The organism is Neglectibacter timonensis (assembly GCF_900048895.1).
Classification (GTDB): Bacteria; Bacillota; Clostridia; order Oscillospirales; family Acutalibacteraceae; genus Acutalibacter; species Acutalibacter timonensis.
This window is the reverse complement of the sequence record NZ_LT160639.1, coordinates 753,243-772,427: the sequence shown is the minus strand read 5'-3', so window position 1 is coordinate 772,427 and position 19,185 is coordinate 753,243. Positions and strand designations below refer to the sequence as shown.

16 protein-coding genes are annotated in these 19,185 nt (G+C 47.9%); 11 read left to right on the top strand and 5 right to left on the bottom strand.

The window, feature by feature from the left end:
• Positions 1-33 precede the first annotated feature (33 nt).
• Both BN3911_RS08455 and BN3911_RS08450 read right to left on the bottom strand, forming a co-directional pair.
• Entirely contained in the window at positions 34-927 is an 894-nt protein-coding gene (locus BN3911_RS08455) for a LysR family transcriptional regulator (RefSeq protein WP_066864001.1), read from the bottom strand.
• Positions 928-935: 8 nt separating this feature from the next.
• Positions 936-1,820, bottom strand: coding sequence for a LysR family transcriptional regulator (locus BN3911_RS08450; RefSeq protein WP_082942180.1), 885 nt, complete (start codon positions 1,818-1,820; stop codon positions 936-938).
• Between the two features lie 124 nt (positions 1,821-1,944).
• Here BN3911_RS08450 and BN3911_RS08445 point away from each other — a divergent pair, with 124 nt between their 5' ends.
• The 11 genes from BN3911_RS08445 (at position 1,945) to BN3911_RS08395 (ending at position 14,360) form a co-directional block, all read left to right on the top strand.
• Positions 1,945-3,552, top strand: coding sequence for an ABC transporter substrate-binding protein (locus BN3911_RS08445; protein ID WP_066863996.1), 1,608 nt, complete (start codon positions 1,945-1,947; stop codon positions 3,550-3,552).
• Between the two features lie 96 nt (positions 3,553-3,648).
• Entirely contained in the window at positions 3,649-4,617 is a 969-nt protein-coding gene (locus tag BN3911_RS08440; protein WP_066863993.1) for an ABC transporter permease, read from the top strand.
• Complete coding sequence (locus BN3911_RS08435; protein WP_242871096.1) at positions 4,607-5,494, top strand: ABC transporter permease; 888 nt, start codon at positions 4,607-4,609, stop codon at positions 5,492-5,494. The genes BN3911_RS08440 and BN3911_RS08435 overlap by 11 nt, the downstream gene beginning before the upstream one ends.
• A gap of 13 nt (positions 5,495-5,507) precedes the next feature.
• The gene (locus tag BN3911_RS08430; protein ID WP_066864363.1) at positions 5,508-6,497 is read left to right on the top strand and encodes an ABC transporter ATP-binding protein; all 990 of its coding nucleotides are present in this window, start codon (positions 5,508-5,510) and stop codon (positions 6,495-6,497) included.
• The gene (locus BN3911_RS08425) at positions 6,494-7,474 is read left to right on the top strand and encodes an ABC transporter ATP-binding protein (protein WP_066863990.1); all 981 of its coding nucleotides are present in this window, start codon (positions 6,494-6,496) and stop codon (positions 7,472-7,474) included. Before BN3911_RS08430 ends, BN3911_RS08425 begins: the two co-directional genes overlap by 4 nt.
• A complete protein-coding gene (locus BN3911_RS08420; RefSeq protein ID WP_066863987.1) occupies positions 7,471-8,694 on the top strand; it encodes an AGE family epimerase/isomerase in 1,224 nt (407 codons plus the stop codon). The genes BN3911_RS08425 and BN3911_RS08420 overlap by 4 nt, the downstream gene beginning before the upstream one ends.
• Positions 8,687-10,114, top strand: coding sequence for a hypothetical protein (locus BN3911_RS08415; RefSeq protein ID WP_066863984.1), 1,428 nt, complete (start codon positions 8,687-8,689; stop codon positions 10,112-10,114). Before BN3911_RS08420 ends, BN3911_RS08415 begins: the two co-directional genes overlap by 8 nt.
• A gap of 17 nt (positions 10,115-10,131) precedes the next feature.
• Positions 10,132-11,079, top strand: coding sequence for an aldo/keto reductase (locus BN3911_RS08410; protein ID WP_066863981.1), 948 nt, complete (start codon positions 10,132-10,134; stop codon positions 11,077-11,079).
• A 25-nt stretch (positions 11,080-11,104) separates the two neighbouring features.
• Positions 11,105-12,205, top strand: a complete 1,101-nt coding sequence (locus BN3911_RS08405) for a zinc-dependent alcohol dehydrogenase (RefSeq protein ID WP_082942208.1) — start codon at positions 11,105-11,107, stop codon at positions 12,203-12,205.
• A gap of 139 nt (positions 12,206-12,344) precedes the next feature.
• Positions 12,345-12,539, top strand: a complete 195-nt coding sequence (locus BN3911_RS08400) for a hypothetical protein (RefSeq protein WP_066863978.1) — start codon at positions 12,345-12,347, stop codon at positions 12,537-12,539.
• A 546-nt stretch (positions 12,540-13,085) separates the two neighbouring features.
• A complete protein-coding gene (locus BN3911_RS08395; RefSeq protein WP_066863975.1) occupies positions 13,086-14,360 on the top strand; it encodes an ATP-binding protein in 1,275 nt (424 codons plus the stop codon).
• Between the two features lie 54 nt (positions 14,361-14,414).
• Here the strand turns inward: BN3911_RS08395 and BN3911_RS17375 are convergent, their stop codons facing one another.
• The 3 genes from BN3911_RS17375 to BN3911_RS08380 form a co-directional block, all read right to left on the bottom strand.
• The gene (locus BN3911_RS17375; protein WP_066863973.1) at positions 14,415-15,428 is read right to left on the bottom strand and encodes a recombinase zinc ribbon domain-containing protein; all 1,014 of its coding nucleotides are present in this window, start codon (positions 15,426-15,428) and stop codon (positions 14,415-14,417) included.
• Between the two features lie 500 nt (positions 15,429-15,928).
• Positions 15,929-18,130, bottom strand: a complete 2,202-nt coding sequence (locus BN3911_RS08385) for a pyruvate formate lyase family protein (protein WP_066863970.1) — start codon at positions 18,128-18,130, stop codon at positions 15,929-15,931.
• A gap of 20 nt (positions 18,131-18,150) precedes the next feature.
• Positions 18,151-19,056 (bottom strand): glycyl-radical enzyme activating protein, encoded by a 906-nt coding sequence (locus BN3911_RS08380; RefSeq protein WP_055658128.1) that lies wholly within the window; start codon positions 19,054-19,056, stop codon positions 18,151-18,153.
• Positions 19,057-19,185: the final 129 nt, after the last annotated feature.

The window sequence follows — 19,185 nt, the reverse complement described above, 5'->3', positions numbered from 1 at the left end:
CTCCAGTAAACCGGAAAGCGGTAGAAATCATATTTACATATTTTTAATGAAATGAATAAAATTCTTACATTGTTGCGTCTGGTTGTGATTAGCCATATAGAGAAGATGAACTGAAGTATCAATTTCAGGTTCAATATCAACCACACGGATATCAGTGTTTTTTCCAAAAGCACCAAGTAAGTACTCTGCTGCTATTTTTGGCATGAGACTGATTCCCGAGCCACTGGCTACCATGGAAAGCAGGTTCGCCGTGCTGGGGGGATCAAATGTCATCTTATAGGAAATATCATTTTCTTTAAGTAAATTATTGCAAAAATCCGAAAGAAAACTGTGCCGGGGACGAGGGACAAAGGTCATGCCATTCAGTTTTCCCAAACGTACTGACCTCAAACTAGATAATGGGTAATCCATTGGCACAAAAAGGGCCATATGGTCCTTGACAACGGAAAAATGAACTGTGGTTTCTCGGTATTCTTCTGGGAGAAAAGAAAAGACGAGATCCAATTTATTAACGAAAAGCATAGAACAAAGTTCTTTGGTCTCCCCTTCATACATCTCCACGGAAACCTGCGGATTGGCCAGCAAAAAAGCGGAGATCAGATCCGGAAGATGGTAAGCGGCACCTTCGACGGCGAGCGTCCCGACACGCAGCATATCCGGTTTTTTTGATTGGTAAGTATCCAAAAAATTGTAGCAACGCTCTTGGGCGTGAACGATTTCTTCCGCGAAAGGTGTAAAGGCTTTAGCCAGTTCACTCGGGACAAGCGAACGGCCTTGTGGAACAAACAGTTCAAAACCAAGGTCTTCTTCCAACTTTTTGATATGTCGGGCAAGACTGGCAGGAGAGGTATACATTTCCTCTGCTGCGTCCAGATAGTTTCCGACAGAGAGCAGCGTGAGATACTCCTGGACATAATTGATTTCCATAAATTATTTCACACTCCTATATTGGGCCTTTGCTCACGAATAAATCTAATTAGCTCCCTGACTGCGGGAGAAGCGTTCTCCTCACAGTAAAGAAGATTTAAATCTACACGAATGGTGGGTTTCATATCAAGGATGACTATACCGTTGGCCTTTCGTGGTAACTTGAGTAGAATTGAAACCCCAACATTTTTCCGAACCATTTCCAACACATTATCTTCAAATTTTGAGGCATGCACAATACGAGGTTGGAAACCGGCAAGTTGACAGCATTGCAAGGAAAGCCTGCCAATCATATAATCTTCCCGCAGCAAAATGAAGCCGGAGGAAGCTAAGTCAGATAGCGAGATGAAAGGTTGTTCAGAAAGTTCATGCAGACTCGGCAGAACGGCCGCCAATTCGTCGCTGAAGTAGGTTAAGCGAGAGAAACCATCCTCGCAGACATCTTTCTTTTCGTAAGTGATGACTAGATCAAGTCTTGAAGAATATAGCATTTCTTTTAGTTTGTCTGTTGGACCTTCGGAAAACTGGGGTGATATCCCGCTGGCAGTAGCAAACCGAAAGATCGTGTCATGGATGCTGGATTGGCTGAAAGATTCTGCCATTCCAATTTTTAGGGAGAGGCTTCCGCCTGTAGCTTTGCTATGAGCCGCTGCGTTCCTATAATTTTGATAGGTGTCGACCATTTGTTGAGCGTAGGGAAAAAATAGAGCTCCGGATGCGTTCAGTGCAACCATTCTTGTACTTCTGTCGAATAGGGAGTAACCGAGTTCTTGTTCCAGTTTTTGAATGTGACGGGTCAATATTGGTTGGGAAATGAGAAGTTTTTGTGATGCTTTGGAAAAACTCCCAGTCTCAGCTAGTATACAAAATTCCTCCAATACCTTTATTTCCACGCCATCACCTACAATTTATCATTTTACCATTCGGTTTTTTATAGTATAACACAAATTCTCTATTTGTAAATTGACAGATATTGATAAGTCTGTTGATGATAAATTTTAGAAGGGAAGAATAACCATGATGAAAAAAGTATTCGCACTGATTCTTGCCGCCGCACTGTGTCTGTCATTTGGAGCCTGCAATTCCCAGACAGACAGCACTGGAAATGGAGGGACCCCCGATGCTGGACGGGCCTCTGAGGTCGTCGTTGGTATTGCGGCAGATCCCGGAACCCTGGATCCGTTCGTGGCCAGTAATACCGGCAATATCGCCACCTATCAGACTGTCTATGAGCACTTACTCTACATCAACGGCATGGGAGGCGAACCGCAACCCAGTATTGCAAAGAGCTATGAGTTGGAAAGCGAAAGCAATGGTCAGTGGGTCTGGGCCTTTGAAATTAATGAGGGTGTTAAAGATGCAGACGGTAATACTTATACTGCCAATGATGTTAAATGGTATGTAGATACCATAAAACCACTGGGTGTGGATGCCAATATGGAATATATTGACGAGATCGAAGTTGTGGATGACACTCATTTTAAAATGCACTTAAACGCCTCCCAAATTGGCTTAGTCGAGTTGCTGGCTTCCAGTATTAAGGGCGTGGTTCGGGAGACCTATGAGAAATATGGAAACGAGTTTGCCAAGAATCCTGTTACCACAGCTCACTACCAAGTCAGCAAATATACTACTGGTTCTGAAATTGTAGCCGAAAAACGGGACGACTACTGGGGTGAGAATGTCAACAAAGCCCTGCAGGCCAAGGCTAATGTGGACAAAATTACTTTCAAGATCATCACCGATGCTACTCAAATGGACATTGCCCTGCAGAACAACGAAGTCGATATGATTCCCTCCGTCGCCAGTGCAGATCTATTTGATTTTTTGAACGAGGACGATCTGAGTGTGAAAGATGGTTTCTTCGCCGATGATTACCTTCGCGGCGCCACTTTGATTATGTTCTTCAATAATTCGGAAAATAATGCTTTTGCTAACGAAGATCTACGTAAAGCTTGTGCATACGCAGTTGATACTGGTGCCATTGTACAAAATGTTCTAGGCGGTCAGGGAACTGCGCTATGCACCGTAGGATCGGAGTGTTTCGGCGATTTTCAAATGGACTGGTATGATGACGAATACTATGGGCGCAATGGTGTGAATTTGGACAAAGCTAAAGAATTGTTGACATCCTCCGGGTTTGATACCAGCCAGGAAATTCGTATTATCACCGAGACCGACAATACTATCGTCCGCGTGGCACAGATTGTTGATTCCTACCTGCGTGAATTGGGATTGAACCCGAAAATTGAAAGCTATGAGGCAGCACTTTACGAAGAGATGTGTGCCGACCCGGATGCTTGGGATATCTTCATCGGCTATCGTGGAGCAGGGGACTATCTGGCCAATATGTGGCGATGGACTTTTGACCAGGAGATTCGAGATGGATTTACAGCCAATTTCGTTCATGATGAAGAGCTTCAGGGCTACCTAAAAGCCTGTCTTGATCCCAACAGCCATACTCCGGAGGATATGACCAAGTTCAAGAATTTGCTCAACGATAAATGTTATGCTTATGGTATCTTTGCTCAAAAAATGTATGTACTGGGCAGCAAGAAAGTTACTGAATTCGTGTTTGCCGAGAACTGGTCCATCGTACCCGGGGCCTGCTCTTACAATTTCTAAGACTGAATTGTGTAGATTGCTAGGAGAGATACCTGGTTCGCCTAGCAATCTTCCTTTCGACCGAACTTTACTAACTTGAGGAAAAGAGGGTGCTGTATGTATAAATATATCCTAAAACGCCTTCTGTGGATGATCCCTATTATTTTGGCGGTTACCATCGTAATCTTCACTATCATGTATTTCGTTCCCGGTGATATCGCCAAGATTATTCTGGGTACGAATGCCAGTGACGAGGCTTATGCCGCACTTCGAGAGCGCCTAGGTCTCAACGATCCATACTTTATCCGACTGTTGAATTACCTGAAAGATGTATTTCTGCACTTTAACTTTGGAGAATCCGTTGTAGATGGCACCTCAGTAACGTCTGCGTTAATCTCCAGATTTCCTGCGACATTGATCCTCGCATTCACGTCCATACTGATGTCGATTGCTTTTGGTATTCCGTTGGGAATTGTGGCGGCTCAGCATAACGGCAAATGGCAGGATACCACATCCATGTTCATAGCTCTTCTGGGTATTTCCATGCCGGGGTTCTGGCTGGGATTGATGCTAGTACTACTATTTTCATTGCACTTGCATTGGCTACCTTCTACCGGAATTGGGACTTGGCAGCACTGGATTTTGCCGGTGATTACCAATGGGTTCGGCGGCATTGCTGCCACAGCCCGTATGGCCCGTTCTTCGGTTCTGGAAGTTATTGAGGCCGACTATGTAACCACTGCCCGAGCCAAGGGGGTCAGTGAGCGAAATATCTTGACTCGGCACATTCTACCAAATTCCATGATTCCCGTCGTCACCTCTCTCGGAGGCAGCTTTGGGATGCAAATGGCGGGTACCATCGTCATTGAAAATCTGTTTTCTATACCAGGTATCGGTCAGTACACGGTCAACGCTATTGGCAGCCGGGACTATTATGCAGTTCAGGGCTCTGTCATAATGCTGGCTATTGTATTTAGTGTTGTTATGCTGTTGGTAGATATTATCTATGCATACATTGATCCTAGAATCAAGGCACAGTTTGAAGGTCAGTCCAAAAAAAGGAGAGTGAAATCAGGTGTCAAGTAATACAATAGTTGCCGCCCGGGATAAGGCCAAAAAGCATCAGGCTTCTTCTATGACGACGCTAAAGCGCCTCTGGGCGCATTCTGGCGCACGGATTGGAATTATCCTCTTTGCGGTTCTGGTGTTTATGGCAGTCTTTGCCGGAGTTCTTTCTCCCTATGATCCTATTAAGTTGGACATGGCCAATGCGAATGCACCCATATCACTTTCACATCTGTTGGGAACAGATGAGCTGGGGCGAGACGAACTGACGCGTATTATGTATGGTGCTAGATATTCTCTTGCTATCGGTACGTTGTCCACATTAATGGCCCTTGTGTTCGGTGTTATCACGGGAGCTATTTCTGGCTATTTTGGCGGTATGGTGGATAACTTGATAATGCGTTTTTTCGATGTGCTACAGGCTATCCCCAATTTGTTGCTATCCATTATTGTGGCCATAGTCTTGGGCAGTAACTGGTTTAACCTAATGATTGCTCTCTCAGTAGGACATATTGCAGGATACGCAAGGACGCTGCGAGCACAGATTCTATCGATCCGTAATCTAGAATATGTGGAGGCGGCAAAGGCAACCAACTGCGGTTTGTGGGAGATATTGTTCAAATACATCGTGCCGAACTCTTTTGCTCCCTTGATTGTTCAGGCAACGTCTAGCGTTCCGGGTACAATCTTGGCCACAGCCTCTTTAGCATTCATCGGCCTAGGAATTCAAGCGCCTACGCCTGAATGGGGGGCAATGCTTTCTTCAGGCAAGGATTTTATCCGTATGGATCCCAAATTAGTCATAATCCCTGGCATCTTTATCATTATTACGGTATTAAGCTTAAATTCCATCGGCGATGGCCTTCGGGATGCGCTTGACCCGAAACTGAAAAAGTGAGGTGGGGAAGATTATGAATGAGCGGGGAAGAGACTTTTTAGAAATCAAAGACCTGACGGTTGAATATACCTCCGAGGGACAGGTTGTTCATGCAGTTAATGGTGTAAGCCTGAAGCTAGATAAGGGCCAGACTCTGGGACTTGTGGGAGAGACTGGAGCGGGAAAAACTACCATTGCAAAATCCATCATGCGTATTCTGCCCCCACATTCCTCTGCAGTTAAAGGGGGAGAGATCTATTTTGAGGGAAGAAATCTACAGGAACTGAGCGAGTTGGAAATGCATGAGATTCGTGGAAAAAAAATATCTATGATCTTTCAGGATCCCATGACTGCGCTGAATCCTGTTATGCGTGTAGGTGAGCAGATTGCCGAGGGTGTAGCTCTCCACGAAAAGGTAAGTAAAAAAGAGGCTCAGGAACGGGCGGAACAAATGCTTGAAATGGTAGGAATCCCCAAAAATCGTTATAAGGAATATCCTCATCAGTTTTCAGGCGGCATGAAGCAACGTGTTGTCATTGCTATGACGTTGGCTTGTAATCCCCGACTTCTTCTAGCGGACGAGCCAACTACCGCGTTGGATGTGACCATTCAAGCACAGGTGCTGGAAATGATGCGGAATCTTGTTAAGAAGAAAGATGCTTCCATGATCCTGATTACCCATGACCTAGGGGTTGTGGCAGAAATGTGCGACTATGTGGCGGTAGTTTATGCCGGGGAGATCGTCGAACACGGAGACTTGTTTTCTGTATTCGATCACCCCAGTCATCCCTATACTAAAGGCTTATTTGGTGCCATCCCAAAATTGAACGAGGATAAAGGCCGTCTACATTCTATTGAGGGTCTGCCTCCCGATCCCACAAATCTGCCTCAGGGTTGTTATTTTTGTCCACGCTGTCCCCTCGCAGACGAAAGCTGTGTTTCTAAAAAGCCGGAACCGGTTGTAGTCGGTCGGAGTCACTACTGTAGGTGTGGTAAACTGAAAAAATGGGAGGCAAATAAATGAGCGCTCCTCTGATTGAAGCCAGACATTTAAAAAAGTATTTTGATACGCCGTCAGGTCAATTGCATGCGGTAGATGATGTCACTTTTTCCATTGACCAGGGCAGAACCATGGGTGTGGTTGGCGAATCAGGTTGTGGCAAGTCTACCTTGGGTCGTACAATGATTCATCTGTTGGAAAGTACGGAGGGCCAAATTTACTTTCAAGGAGAAGATATTACACGAATTGGAAAACGGAAATTGCGGTCTTTGCGGGAAGATATGCAGATTATTTTTCAGGATCCATACTCCTCACTGAATCCCCGTATGTCTGTCCGTCAAGTAATTATGGACCCTCTAAAACGCAGTGGACGCTTTCAGGGAAAAAGCGCTCTGGATGCAGAAACTGATCGGATTATGAATTTGGTCGGTATTGAGGAACGTTTGAAGAATTCCTATCCTCATGAGTTGGATGGCGGCCGCCGTCAGCGTGTGGGCATAGGACGGGCTTTAGCATTGAACCCTAAGTTTATTGTCTGTGACGAACCTGTCTCTGCGCTGGATGTTTCGATCCAGGCACAGGTGCTCAACCTTCTGCAGGACCTGCAGGATCAGTTAGGTTTGACTTATATGTTTATTACCCATAACCTATCCGTTGTCAAGCATATCTCGGATGATCTTTGTGTCATGTATCTTGGACAGCTCGTAGAGACTAGCCCATCTGATGAGATATTTAAGATGCCACTTCATCCATATACTAAGGCACTGTTATCAGCCATTCCCTCAACGGATGTACACAACCATCAAGAACGTATTGTAATTAAGGGCGAATTAACCTCGCCGATCGAACCCCAGCCAGGTTGCCGCTTTGTCAGCCGTTGCCCTCATGCCTGCAAGGCGTGTTTACAGCACCAGCAGTTGGAGGAGTTGCTGCCGAAACATTTTGTGGCCTGTTGTAGGGCTAAAGAGCTTTACGAACTGGAAGGCAGGGTGGTAAAATGATAAATTTGTCTGAGCTGAGAAATGAAATGACTAAAGCAGCCTTAGAACTGCTGGAGTTTTGGATGAAAAATGATCTTGACGAGGAAAATGGAGGATTCTACAACGTAAGTTGCTGGAATGAAGTTATGCCAGACAGTGAGAAATCTGCAACTCTGAACTTCCGGATCTTCTGGACTTTCTCTTATGCTTATCTGATCTATCATGACGAACGTTATCTAAGAATAGCTGATCGCGCTTATAACTATGTCTCTGAACATTTTATTGATTCCGAGTATGGCGGAATCTTCCCTATTCTGCAAAGTGACGGAACACCAATTGTTACGGAGAAACATGGATATGTCCATTCCTTTGCCATCGCAGCGTTTGCCGCTTACTACCGTGCATCACACAACCACGAAAGTTTGGCGATGGCCCAGCAGTTATTTGAAAAGGTGGAGAAGTGTGGGAAGAACCAGTACCACGGCTATCATGATGTTTGTAGCAGAGACTGGGTACCTGCGGATAAGCACACAGGAGGTACAATGGATTCTGTGAAGAGGGATAAGTCTTTGCGTCCTAATATGCATCTGCTCTGGGGATTTGATCAACTTCGACAAGCGCAGCAAACATCCGAAGTGGATGATGCCATCGAAAGACTGTCTATCTTGCTCAGCGACCGGATGGTAGACCATAGGACTTGGGCCGCAATCCAGGCTTTTACAGGAGATTGGGAGTGCGTTTCTGATTTGGAGGCTTATGGTGACAATTTCGAACTGGCATGGATTCTTTGGACAACTCTTCCCTGTATCAAGGACAGTGCCAAAGCTTCCGAAATCAGCCAGGTGTGCACTAACATTTCGAATCACAGTATTTTAAGCGGTGTGGACAGAGAGTATGGGGGTGTTTACCAGCAATTCCACCACGGAAAAATCAATACGGAAAAGGAGTGGTGGGTGCAGGCGGAGGCAATAAACGGTTTATTTAGTGCCTACTGTCACACTGGGGAAGAGCGCTATCTCGAAGAGGCGGGAGCCTGCTGGACATTCGTCAGAGACAAAATGATCCGGCCAGATGGAACTTGGATCTGGAAGACTAAACGAGCTGGAAAATGCTTCAAAGCTTGGGAAGTTAGGGGACCGCTGATGTGTCCCTATCACAGTGGTAGAATGCTGCTTCAGTCCCTGGAACTGCTGGAAACCACATTGAATAAAGAAATAAATGGAGGACACCATCATGAGTAAATACCGGTTGAAAGTAGGCGCTGCCCGAAAGGATGTCACACCGCTGCCTTCTATGTTTCCATTTAAACAGGCTGATTTAAACGGCGACGGACAATATACTTATGCTCGTCAGGCTATTCATCTGCGAGCTGTGATACTAGATAACGGTGTAAAACGCTTTTTGTTTTTGGTTAGTGAAACTGAGTGTGGCAACCTGCATTACATTAAGAAATATGCAATGGAAAAATACGGAATTACTGAGGACTATATCTCATTTAGCAACACTCACAGCCACTCTTGTCCTCTGAAAGCGGTCTATGATCCGGGTACCACCCTAGAGGAGATGAACCGTGAAGTAAAGATGGGTGAATTTGGCCCAGAATCTCCGGTACAGCAAAATGAGTGGGATTATGGTAAGTATTGTTTCGAGCAATCTATAGCTGCTATTGACGATGCGGTCGCCAATCTGAAACCCGCTAGGTTTGGACATGCAGAAGGGAAAAGCTATATAAATATAAGCCGTGATGAGCTCCTGCCTAACGGCCAGTATGCTTTCGGTACCAATCCGGAGCGTCCCAGCGATAAAACACTATCTGTATTAAAATTCGTAGATGAAAACGGCAGCATGATAGCAGGCATCATTAACTATGCCGTCCACTCTACGATGGGTTTTCGTGTCAAGGACAAGGATGGGAATATGGCTGCCTACGGTGATTTGGCTGGTGAAATCGCCAACTTTGTTGAAGAGGCCTATGCTATCCGCGGAGAAGAGACCGTTGTGGCCTGGACGATAGCAGCAGGTGCCAATCAGACTCCAGTTCACAGTTTTTTCCATACCTATCATCCTGACGGAAGTTGGGAGCCAGACGAACGATACAATCATTACTTGGGTGAGTATATGTGGAAGTTAAGCGCTCACATGGCAGCACGTCAAGGGAACGATGCACTCAAGGTTTTCGACAGTATTTCAAAGCTAAAAGAAAATATCAGAATCGATGTAGCGGAGCGTTATCTAAAACTTCCAGCCACCAAGGTGACTAACTGGGGGCTACCCCAGCTCTTTGATGATCGGGAAATCGATGACAGCAAGATGCATAATGTAGATGTCCCCAACCAATTTGTTTACATTGGATTAAAGCTCATAAAGATTGGAGATTTACCCGTCTTTTGCTACGAGGGCGAGATGATGGTGGAGATCGGCATGCGCTTAAAGGAAGCTGCACCTTTAAAGAACCTGGTAATAGTCACCTGCTACCAACCTGCTGTTGACCGTGATTTACATGATCGGTTTCACGGTTCTCACTATTATGTGGACAAGTGGGGATTTGAAAACCATACTCCTTCCTATGGTCGAAACCCGGTTAAAGACGCTATAACTGAGGAAAAAGTGACTGAAGCCATGTTTGATATGTTCGACGAAATCTTAAATCCTGATATTTGAATGAGGAGCCATATAGTATGATCTATACGGATATCAAGGCAAACGGAGATTTGCTCCATGTATCGAAACTGGCAATTGGTTCCGCCGTCCGGATGCAAGCACTCTCTAAGGAAGAGCTGTTTTCTATCTACGACTGCTATTTGGAATACGGTGGGAATTGTATTGATACTGCTCGTGCTTATGCCGGTGGCAGAGCTGAGGAATTGGTAGGCGAATATATGAAGATTCGGGGCAATCGAAACCGGATTATTGTCTCTACCAAATGTGGTCATCCTAACGAAGACGGAAAATCCCGTCTGTCCTATGAGGAAATGAAGTCGGACCTCGATACAAGTTTAAAGGCTCTAAATACTGATCATGTAGACATCTATTGGGTGCACAAGGATGATAAAAAGGAGCCAGTGGAAGGTATTATAGATGGATTAAACCGTTTGCTTAAAAGTGGCAAGATCCGCATGATCGGCGCTTCTAACTGGACAGTGGAACGCATTGCTTCAGCGAATAATTATGCTAAAGAAAGCGGACAGATAGGTTTTGGAAGCAGCCAGATTCAGTGGAGTTTTGCGGATACGCTCAGTCTCTATTTTCAACAGTACACTTCTTTGGTAATGGATGATGATTCCTATGAATGGTATAAGAAGCACGAAATGCCCGTTTTTGCATTTAGCGCTCAAGCTCAGGGATTTTTTCAAAAGGTTGCAGCCGGAGGCTTGGCCTCTTTAGATATGGAAGTCCAGCGTAATTACGGATCACCGGAAAATATGCGCCGACTGGCTCGCGCTCAAAAATATGCTAGGGAGCACGAAGTGCCATTGGCGGTACCGATCTTGGGTTATCTGATACAAAACGAGGTTACTTGTATTCCAATCATTGGATCGGATAACAAGGAAATGTTACTGGAAAGCCTGTTGGCAGGAGAAAAGCTTGTTACCCCTGAAGATGCCTGCTGGCTTGCCCGTGGTTGATGGAGGCGGACATATGATGAAAACGATGCTGCAGCAAGTGATGATATCCCCTGGCCAGATTGAATTCCACGAAGTGCCGGTACCGGATCCCAAAACGGGAGAGGTATTGATTAAAATTATGAATATTGGTATATGTGGATCGGATATCCATGTCTATCATGGGAAACATCCATTTACCAGCTATCCCGTCACTCAAGGCCATGAAGTATCTGGCTTGATCGAGAAGATTGGAGAGGGTACAACGGGGTTTACAATCGGCCAAAAAGTGACCGTACAGCCCCAAGTAGTATGCGGAGAATGCTATCCCTGCCGCCATGGTAAATATAACCTTTGCGAGAAGCTGAAGGTTATGGGATTTCAAACAACGGGGATGGCTTCTCAGTATTTTGCAGTGGATGCGAAAAGAGTCACAGCGCTTCCGGAGACAATAAGCTTGGAGGAGGGGGCCCTGATTGAGCCTTTGGCTGTTGCAGTCCATGCAGTTGGCTGCGCGGGCGATGTGAATGGGAAAAGCATATGTGTTTTAGGGGCTGGCCCTATCGGAATTTTGACTGCGCAAGTAGCTAAGGGCCTGGGAGCTCATAATGTAATGATTACTGATGTAAGTGATATCCGATTGGCTAAGGCCAAAGAGGTTGGTGTTGAGGCGTGTATCAATACCAAAACAGAGGATTTCGCCACAGAATTTATACGATATTTTGGTCCCGATAAGGCTGATGTGATTTATGATTGTGCCGGTAACAATATCACTATGAATCAGGCTATTCGTAGTGCTAGGAAGGGCAGCGTTTTAATACTAGTGGCTGTGTTTGATGGAATGGCCACAGTGGATTTGGCTGTACTCAATGACCATGAACTGAGTCTGAATACATCCATGATGTATCGGAACGAGGACTATCAAAAGGCGATCGAGCTAGTAAGCGAGCGCAAGGTACAGCTGAAGCCCTTGATTTCCAAGAAGTTTTCTTTCCAGCAATATCAGAGCGCTTATAAGTATATTGATGAAAATCGTGAAAGCACAATGAAGGTTATCGTTGATATGCAACCTGAAAAGCGGGTACAAAATAAAGATGAATTCGAAACCGTTCCTGCATCAGTAAACAGCCCCGAACTATCCACAGTCTGATCTGACTGGCGGAGATGCCCTGGGTTTTCTGGCGGAAAATTCCGGTAGGCTTGTGAATTGCAAGGCAAGAATCTCTGAGACTATTTATGGATACTGGAGAATACAGGAACTCGTGGAGGCGTTGAGAGATCAACTGAGGATGGTAAAAAAATGCTTGCCTGAGATGGTAAATGAGAAAGAATTTACAAGAGCCAAAGAGAATAGAGAGATTACAGCGGAAATGGCCATGAATTTCATCTCACTGGGGAATAAGTGTCTGGTAGCAAATTCGCTGATGTCGGCGGCCAAGCCCGAATTGAAGGTAAATAAAATCATTTCGGATGTTGTGAAATAACGAAGGACCGAGCGTATTGCTCGGTCCTTTTTTTGCCCACACTGAATACCTCACGTATCATTATCTTTTAAATTGAAGAGAAACTCAAATATAATCATCTGTATGTTTTAGTTGCTTTGGAAGCATTATTTTGGGAAATGTGATGATGAATCCCCTGATTTTCTTGCTTTTCAAGAAATGAAAACAGATCTGTCTTTTATCTTTCAATAAAAAACAGATCTGTTCTGTTGGTGGACCTGAAGAGACTCGAACTCTCGACCTCTCGGATGCGAACCGAACGCTCTCCCGAACGCGACATAACGCATCCACCGATCATGTGGAAGAGAATGGATGCGTATCGTTCAAAACCGGCACGGGATGCGTATTGTTCGGAATTTTTCATCGGACGGTGCGCACTCCTGCTCCGATTTTGAGCGGACAAGAGCGGTTAATCGGCCCTTTTCTTCGCCAACCATCGGAATAATATTTCGCCAATCTTCGGAAAACTCTTGGAATATCTGACAACACGGTGTATACTAAAGAAAAAGCGGAATCGAGGGAGTCGAAATGAAGGTCTACAGAAAACGAGTTGCTGATGACATATTGAAGCGTAAGCTGGAAGGCAAAGGCGCGGTTCTCATCGAAGGCCCCAAATGGTGCGGCAAAACCACAACCGCCGAACAGATTGCAGCCAGCATTCTGTATATGGATGATCCCGAAAAGAAAGAACAGAACCTCACCATGTCTGAACTGAATCCGAAAAGGCTCTTGAAGGGCGCCGTGCCAAGATTGATCGACGAATGGCAGCTGGCTCCCAAGCTGTGGGACGCTGTTCGTTTTGAGGTAGACCACCGCGGTGAACTTGGACAGTTCATTCTTACTGGCTCTGCTGTTCCTGCCGACACCAAAGAAATAACACACTCCGGCACAGGCCGCTTCACCTGGCTAACCATGCGGCCCATGAGTCTATATGAGTCTGGAGACTCTACAGGGGATATCAGCTTAAAGGTGCTGTTTGAGAATACGGAAGAGGTTGACGGAACTGCGAACCTCAGCTTGGATCGTCTGGCATTTCTCATATGCAGAGGCGGCTGGCCACAGGCTATCGATATGCGCGATGAAATCGCGCTGGATCAGGCGCGCGATTACTATGATGCTGTGGTGCACTCCGATATAAACCGGGCAGACCATGTTCAGAAAAATCCTGAAAGAGTCAAGCGCCTTATGCGCTCCTATGCAAGAAACCAAGGTGGGCAGGTACCGAACACCGTCATCGCACAGGATATTGCCGCAAATGACGAATCCCCTATCAGCGAGGAGACGGTAGCCTCCTATCTCGACGCTCTTCGTAAAATCTTCGTTGTAGAAGATATGCCGGCATGGAACCCGAACCTTCGGTCAAAGACTGCGATTCGCTCGTCCGACACACGATATTATATAGATCCGTCGATTGCGGCAGCGGCTCTTGGTGTTGGTCCAACCGATCTTTTAAACGATCTCAAAACCTTTGGATTTCTGTTTGAAACTCTTTGCGTGAGGGATCTGCGTGTATTTGCGGATGCTCTGAACGGGGAGGTGTATCACTACCGTGACAAGGACGGGCAGGAATGTGATGCTGTCATTCACTTGAGAAACGGGAAATACGGCTTGATTGAAATGAAACTCGGCGGCGATAAGCTTATCGAAGAAGGGGCAAAAAGTCTGAAAGCGATGCAGGAGAAAATCGACACGGAAAAAATGAAGTCCCCTTCTTTCCTTATGGTTCTGACGGGAATCGGGGATTACGCGTATCGCCGGCATGACGGCGTTTGTGTGGTTCCCATTGGATGTCTGAAAAACTAAAGTGAGCCCATGCTTTTGCATCATGGAAAGAAACCTCGTTATCATCGCGCCCCCTCACCCCATCTCCAGCCCATTCAAAAACTGCGCCTCGGAGATATTGAAGTCGACCTGGATCCCATAGCCGCGGGTTAAGGTGACCGCCTTGATCAGGTAGGACGCAATGACCTTCTTCTCCCCTATCGCGGCGGAGTCGAACAGTTCTGCCCATGTCAGAATCTGTTGATGCTCCCTCAGAAGATCGGCTGCCGCAGGCTTCATCTGACGGCTCTTCTCTTCCAGCTGCTGAACCTGGTGGGCTATCTCGTCCGCTGTTGCCTGCACATCGTCCAGCCTGGCCTTCACCTGCTCCGGCGTAAAAACACAAGTGCCATCCAGAGAGTCCAGCATCAAATCTCCCCACCTTGACAATTCCTTCATCGTCTTGGTATATTCCAGCTTTGCGGCTTTCAGCTCCTGCTGACACTGTTCCGCCGAAGCGTCGACCAGCATTTTTAAAATGGTTTTTTCATCAATCCTCTTGGCTCGTTCAAAAATCCCCCGCAGAAGATGTTCGATCACCTTATCCACCTTCTCGGCACGATAGGTGGATGGTCCGTCGCATTGTTCCTTGTGCTGCGCTCGGTTGTAGCATTTATAGATGGCGATACGCTCATTGTCCTCCGTTGGGCGATGCGTTTTTCTTGCGGTAGTTGCAAAAATGCGGCCACCGCAGTGACCGCAATACACATTGCCTGACAAGAGGGCTTTTCCTACGATCTTTCGAGGATAGGCGCGAGGCGGGCGAACGACGGTGGCTTCCGTGCCATCCTCCAGCTGCACTGTCTCGGTGGTTCCGCCGCACTTTATCGCATAATTTACGGAACGCTGCTCACGAGCCTTTGCCACACGATTAAATTGTTCCAGAGAAACAATCTGCAGCTCAGGAAACACCTCCGACTTCGTTTCTCCGCTGCGAAGAATTCCTGCATTCATAATGTTGGAAAGAATATGCTGGATTGAGGCGTAATGAAACGGCTCTCCCGTTCTCTGAGCAGAGCACTTGCGAATGATTGCACTTTCTTTTCTCATTTCAGTCTCCTTCCTTGGGACCGCAGGCTTTACTCAAACTATTGAATTTACTTTCTATATGTGTATGTGTGTCATATTTCACGGGATGTTGAAGTGTTAATTCATTTTTACACCTTATCTGGTAAAAAGGCTGGCACCGTTCCATTTGGGAAACATGCTTCCTGAATTGGTCATGTCCCCTGGCAGAACCGAAGGCTTAGAAAAGACCTCCTGGTTTTTTATTGTTGCAGTTGACCGACCGCAACTTTATTCTACCAGAAGGTCTTTTCATTATATAATTTCTTTTACTCTCCCCGTCCTAGTCGGGGGCTCTCGTTTCGCTAAAGCATATCAAAACAGGGAGGCACCGCTTGCACGATGCCTCCCTGCAGAAAGTTTACGTATCTGACCAAATGATTTCTGATATTTCTTTATGCTTCCTGCTCAGCCTGCCATTTAGGATTTATTTTCGCAATAAAACCGTGACGTAGAAAAAACAGAAGCCAAGCCAAATCATTTGTTCATCCCTGTATGAGAATACGATCCACCACCAGTTTTCTGAACTCCGGAGTCAGAGAGCAGAAGTACGCCGTAAAGCCCGTGACGCGTACCACCAGGTTGGGGTACTTGCTGGGGTCCTTGTCGGCTTCGAGAATCTGCTGACCGTTCACAATATTGATGTTCAGCAGGGTGGCCCCCTGCTCGAACAGCGTCATGATATAGTCGGCGATCTTTTGCACAGCCTCCTCACCGCGCCCCATACCAGGGTCAAGCTCCAGCTGTACCGGCGCGGTATTCCCATAGCCCGGCTGCACCGCGCAGATGGAATTGCTCATTGCGGTGAGGGCGCCGTCCTTGCGGAAGCCGGGGTGCGGGTTGGCCCCATGGTTGATCGGCTCGAAGGCGTGGCGGCCGTTGGGGGTGGCACCTACCTGCTTGCCGAGCACAATCGTATTCGACCAGCTGAACCAGCCGGGGATAAACTGGTAGCCCGGATACTTCTGGCTGACGGAGCGCACCTGGTTGGAGTATGACTCCGAAATTTTCACCGCCCACTGGTCGCTGATGGTGTTTCCGCCGCCGTAGCGGGCACTGCGGGAGAGCATCTGGCGTACAAGCTCACCGCCCTTATCCTGGAAATCTGTTTTCAGATGATGGTAAAGCGTCTCCCAGTCGATCCGCTTCTCCTCCTCCACCCGCTGCTGCAGTGCGCCAAAAGAGTCCGCCACCGTGGCAATAGCCGAGCCGTCCATGCAGAGGTTGTAGTACATGGCGCCGCCGCACGTCATATCCAGACCTTTTTCGATAGGACCATGACTGATCAGGTTCAACATCAGCTCCGGCTCGTTGTACTGTTGGTACCGCAGGTGGAACGCGATACCCTCGGCAGTTACCTCTACAGCCCGGGCCATATGTCTCTGGTACAGATCCCACAGCAGTTGTGTGGAGTATGGGCCCTTATGGCTCATCATCTCATCCATGGCAACCTCGAACACCTTAGCGCTGTTGATTTTGACGCAGTCATTCAAGCTGTACTCCATGCCGGGCAAGCTCATCCAGTGGCAGCCCACCGCGATCCTCTGCCGGGCAAGCGATTCGGGATAGCCCAAACGCATGAAGCCTCTGTTCAGGGCCTCGTCACCGGAAAAGCGCGGCCAGCCGTTCTTGTTCTTGAACAGGTAGTCCACCGCTTTGTTCAGGAACTTTCTGTCGATGTTTTCGTCCACTCTTACCGTGATGTTGCAAGCCGAATCCAGCTTATCCGCTCCCTCGAGCACCATATAGCTGAACTCGCTGAGCAGGGGATCGCCGTTTTCGTTTGTCCCTCCGATCTGGTAATAGTGCGGATCGTTGAGCAACAGACAAGCGATGTAGAAGATCGCCTCGTCCCTGGTGATCCTCCCCTCTTTCATGTCGGCATCGTAGTACTGTTTGAGCACTTCATCGAGCTGGAAACCCGCTCCGTCGCGGTTGTAGGTGCGGCTGGCCATGTTGAACCAGCAAACCCACTGACAGGCTTCCCGCATGGTTTTGGGCGCACCGTTGAGGATGTTGCGATTTACCTGCGCCATTTGAAGCAGGTTTTCCCGCAGGACCGGATGGCGCTCCACACGGGCCAGACGCTCGCTCTCCTCAATCGCGTGCGAGATCCAGTTCTGCACACCGTGCACCACAAGTTCCTCCGCGTCGTAAAACTCTGCGTGTTCGGGGTGCTTTTTGCGGTAGAAAGCCAGCTTTTCCAAGATCCCGCCCCAGCCAAGGCTCAACCCGATCCGGTAGTCGCCGCCGAAGTGCGCGTCCGAGCCGATCCCGGAGATAATGCCATACAGTTCCTGTTCCGGCTTGAGATCATCGTAGGGAAAATTCGGGTTCCAGTTCAGCCCCTTGTCCGGGGATTTCTCGTCAAACCAGATCATACTGAACATCCAGCGGCAGGTGAACGCGTCCACCGGATCAATGTAGACCGGGTGCTCAGTCATCAGCTTGTAAAAATTCTTGCTCCACCCGTCATACCCGTACCAGGAACCGTTCTCGTGGTTCGGAATGCAATGGAACTGGTACGTCTCCGGAGCCGGGATGCTTCCATAGTCATCCCCGTCCTGATACACCTTCATGGTGGACTTCACCCTGGTTTCCTCAAGCTTTCTTTCCTTTAAAATTTTGATCCTGTCATCGTAGCTCATGGGAGCATCCGGCTGGAATATATTGATTCTGTTGACCATACAACCTCTCCCTTTCTTCGTCAGCCTACCCTCACGGAAAGTCCGGGCGTTTGAGCGGCCACCCATTTCAGGCGTGCTGCGCCTTCCTCTCCAGTGGGGCGGGTCCCGGCAAATGTATTGTCCATCTGCAGGGCGTCATACTTGCTCTCTCCCAGGGGATTGAACAGCAGAAGCTCATAATATTGAGCGCCTCCCAGGGTTCCCACGTAGTTGGCAATGCTGCCGATCTCCTCCTCCGTGTCGTTCACTCCGGGGATCACCGGGGTACGCACCAGATAAGGCTTGCCGGAAGCCGCCACCTTCTTTGCGTTCTCCAGGATTTGACGATTGCTCACGCCGGTCCAGCGTCTGTGCGCTTCCTCATCGAAAATCTTGATGTCGAACATCACCAGATCGAGGAAGGGCAGCATTCTTTCGTAGACGCTCCATGGCGCATGCAGGTTCGTCTCGATCGCCGTGGAAATTCCCTCCTTTTTCAGGGCCTGCAGCAATTCCAGGGCAAATTCTGGCTGCGTGGAAACCTCGCCGCCGGAGAGTGTTACGCCGCCGCCGGAATTCCGGTAGTAAGCCCTGTCCTGCAGGATCTCCTCCATCACTTCCTCAACGGTCATCTCCTTTCCGGACATGACGAGAGCACCGGAGAAGCAGTTCGCGGCGCAGGCTCCGCAGTGCTTGCAGGCGGTGCGATCGTACTGCAGGGCACCGTTTTTGCCGAGGGTTCTGGCTCCCGCCCTGCAGGCCTCCACACAGGCGCCGCAGCCAATGCATTTGTCCGGATAAATCATCAGCTGTGGCCGAACCGACAGCGTTTCCGGGTTATGGCACCATTTGCACGCCATGTTGCACCCCTTGAAAAACACTGTGGTGCGGATCCCCGGTCCGTCTTTCAGCGCAAACCTCTCAATCTCCGTTATGATTCCTTTCATGGATTCCTCCCCTTCCGTTGTCGTCTCGCACACCAGAACAGGGGGCTCTCCCGCCCGGGCAGAGTCCCCCTGTTGCGTTTCGTCCCAAGGCGAAACGGCAAGTTCTTCCGTCACGCCGTGCTCTGTGCA

What these genes read in the sequence shown, in the direction of transcription:
- BN3911_RS08455 (WP_066864001.1), bottom strand. Translation starts at nt 927, where the DNA reads ATGGAAATCAATTATGTCCAGGAGTATCTCACGCTGCTCTCTGTCGGA.
- BN3911_RS08445 (WP_066863996.1), top strand. Translation starts at nt 1,945, where the DNA reads ATGATGAAAAAAGTATTCGCACTGATTCTTGCCGCCGCACTGTGTCTG.
- BN3911_RS08440 (WP_066863993.1), top strand. Translation starts at nt 3,649, where the DNA reads ATGTATAAATATATCCTAAAACGCCTTCTGTGGATGATCCCTATTATT.
- BN3911_RS08430 (WP_066864363.1), top strand. Translation starts at nt 5,508, where the DNA reads ATGAATGAGCGGGGAAGAGACTTTTTAGAAATCAAAGACCTGACGGTT.
- BN3911_RS08425 (WP_066863990.1), top strand. Translation starts at nt 6,494, where the DNA reads ATGAGCGCTCCTCTGATTGAAGCCAGACATTTAAAAAAGTATTTTGAT.
- BN3911_RS08420 (WP_066863987.1), top strand. Translation starts at nt 7,471, where the DNA reads ATGATAAATTTGTCTGAGCTGAGAAATGAAATGACTAAAGCAGCCTTA.
- BN3911_RS08415 (WP_066863984.1), top strand. Translation starts at nt 8,687, where the DNA reads ATGAGTAAATACCGGTTGAAAGTAGGCGCTGCCCGAAAGGATGTCACA.
- BN3911_RS08410 (WP_066863981.1), top strand. Translation starts at nt 10,132, where the DNA reads ATGATCTATACGGATATCAAGGCAAACGGAGATTTGCTCCATGTATCG.
- BN3911_RS08405 (WP_082942208.1), top strand. Translation starts at nt 11,105, where the DNA reads ATGCTGCAGCAAGTGATGATATCCCCTGGCCAGATTGAATTCCACGAA.
- BN3911_RS08400 (WP_066863978.1), top strand. Translation starts at nt 12,345, where the DNA reads ATGGTAAAAAAATGCTTGCCTGAGATGGTAAATGAGAAAGAATTTACA.
- BN3911_RS08395 (WP_066863975.1), top strand. Translation starts at nt 13,086, where the DNA reads ATGAAGGTCTACAGAAAACGAGTTGCTGATGACATATTGAAGCGTAAG.
- BN3911_RS17375 (WP_066863973.1), bottom strand. Translation starts at nt 15,428, where the DNA reads ATGAGAAAAGAAAGTGCAATCATTCGCAAGTGCTCTGCTCAGAGAACG.
- BN3911_RS08385 (WP_066863970.1), bottom strand. Translation starts at nt 18,130, where the DNA reads ATGGTCAACAGAATCAATATATTCCAGCCGGATGCTCCCATGAGCTAC.
- BN3911_RS08380 (WP_055658128.1), bottom strand. Translation starts at nt 19,056, where the DNA reads ATGAAAGGAATCATAACGGAGATTGAGAGGTTTGCGCTGAAAGACGGA.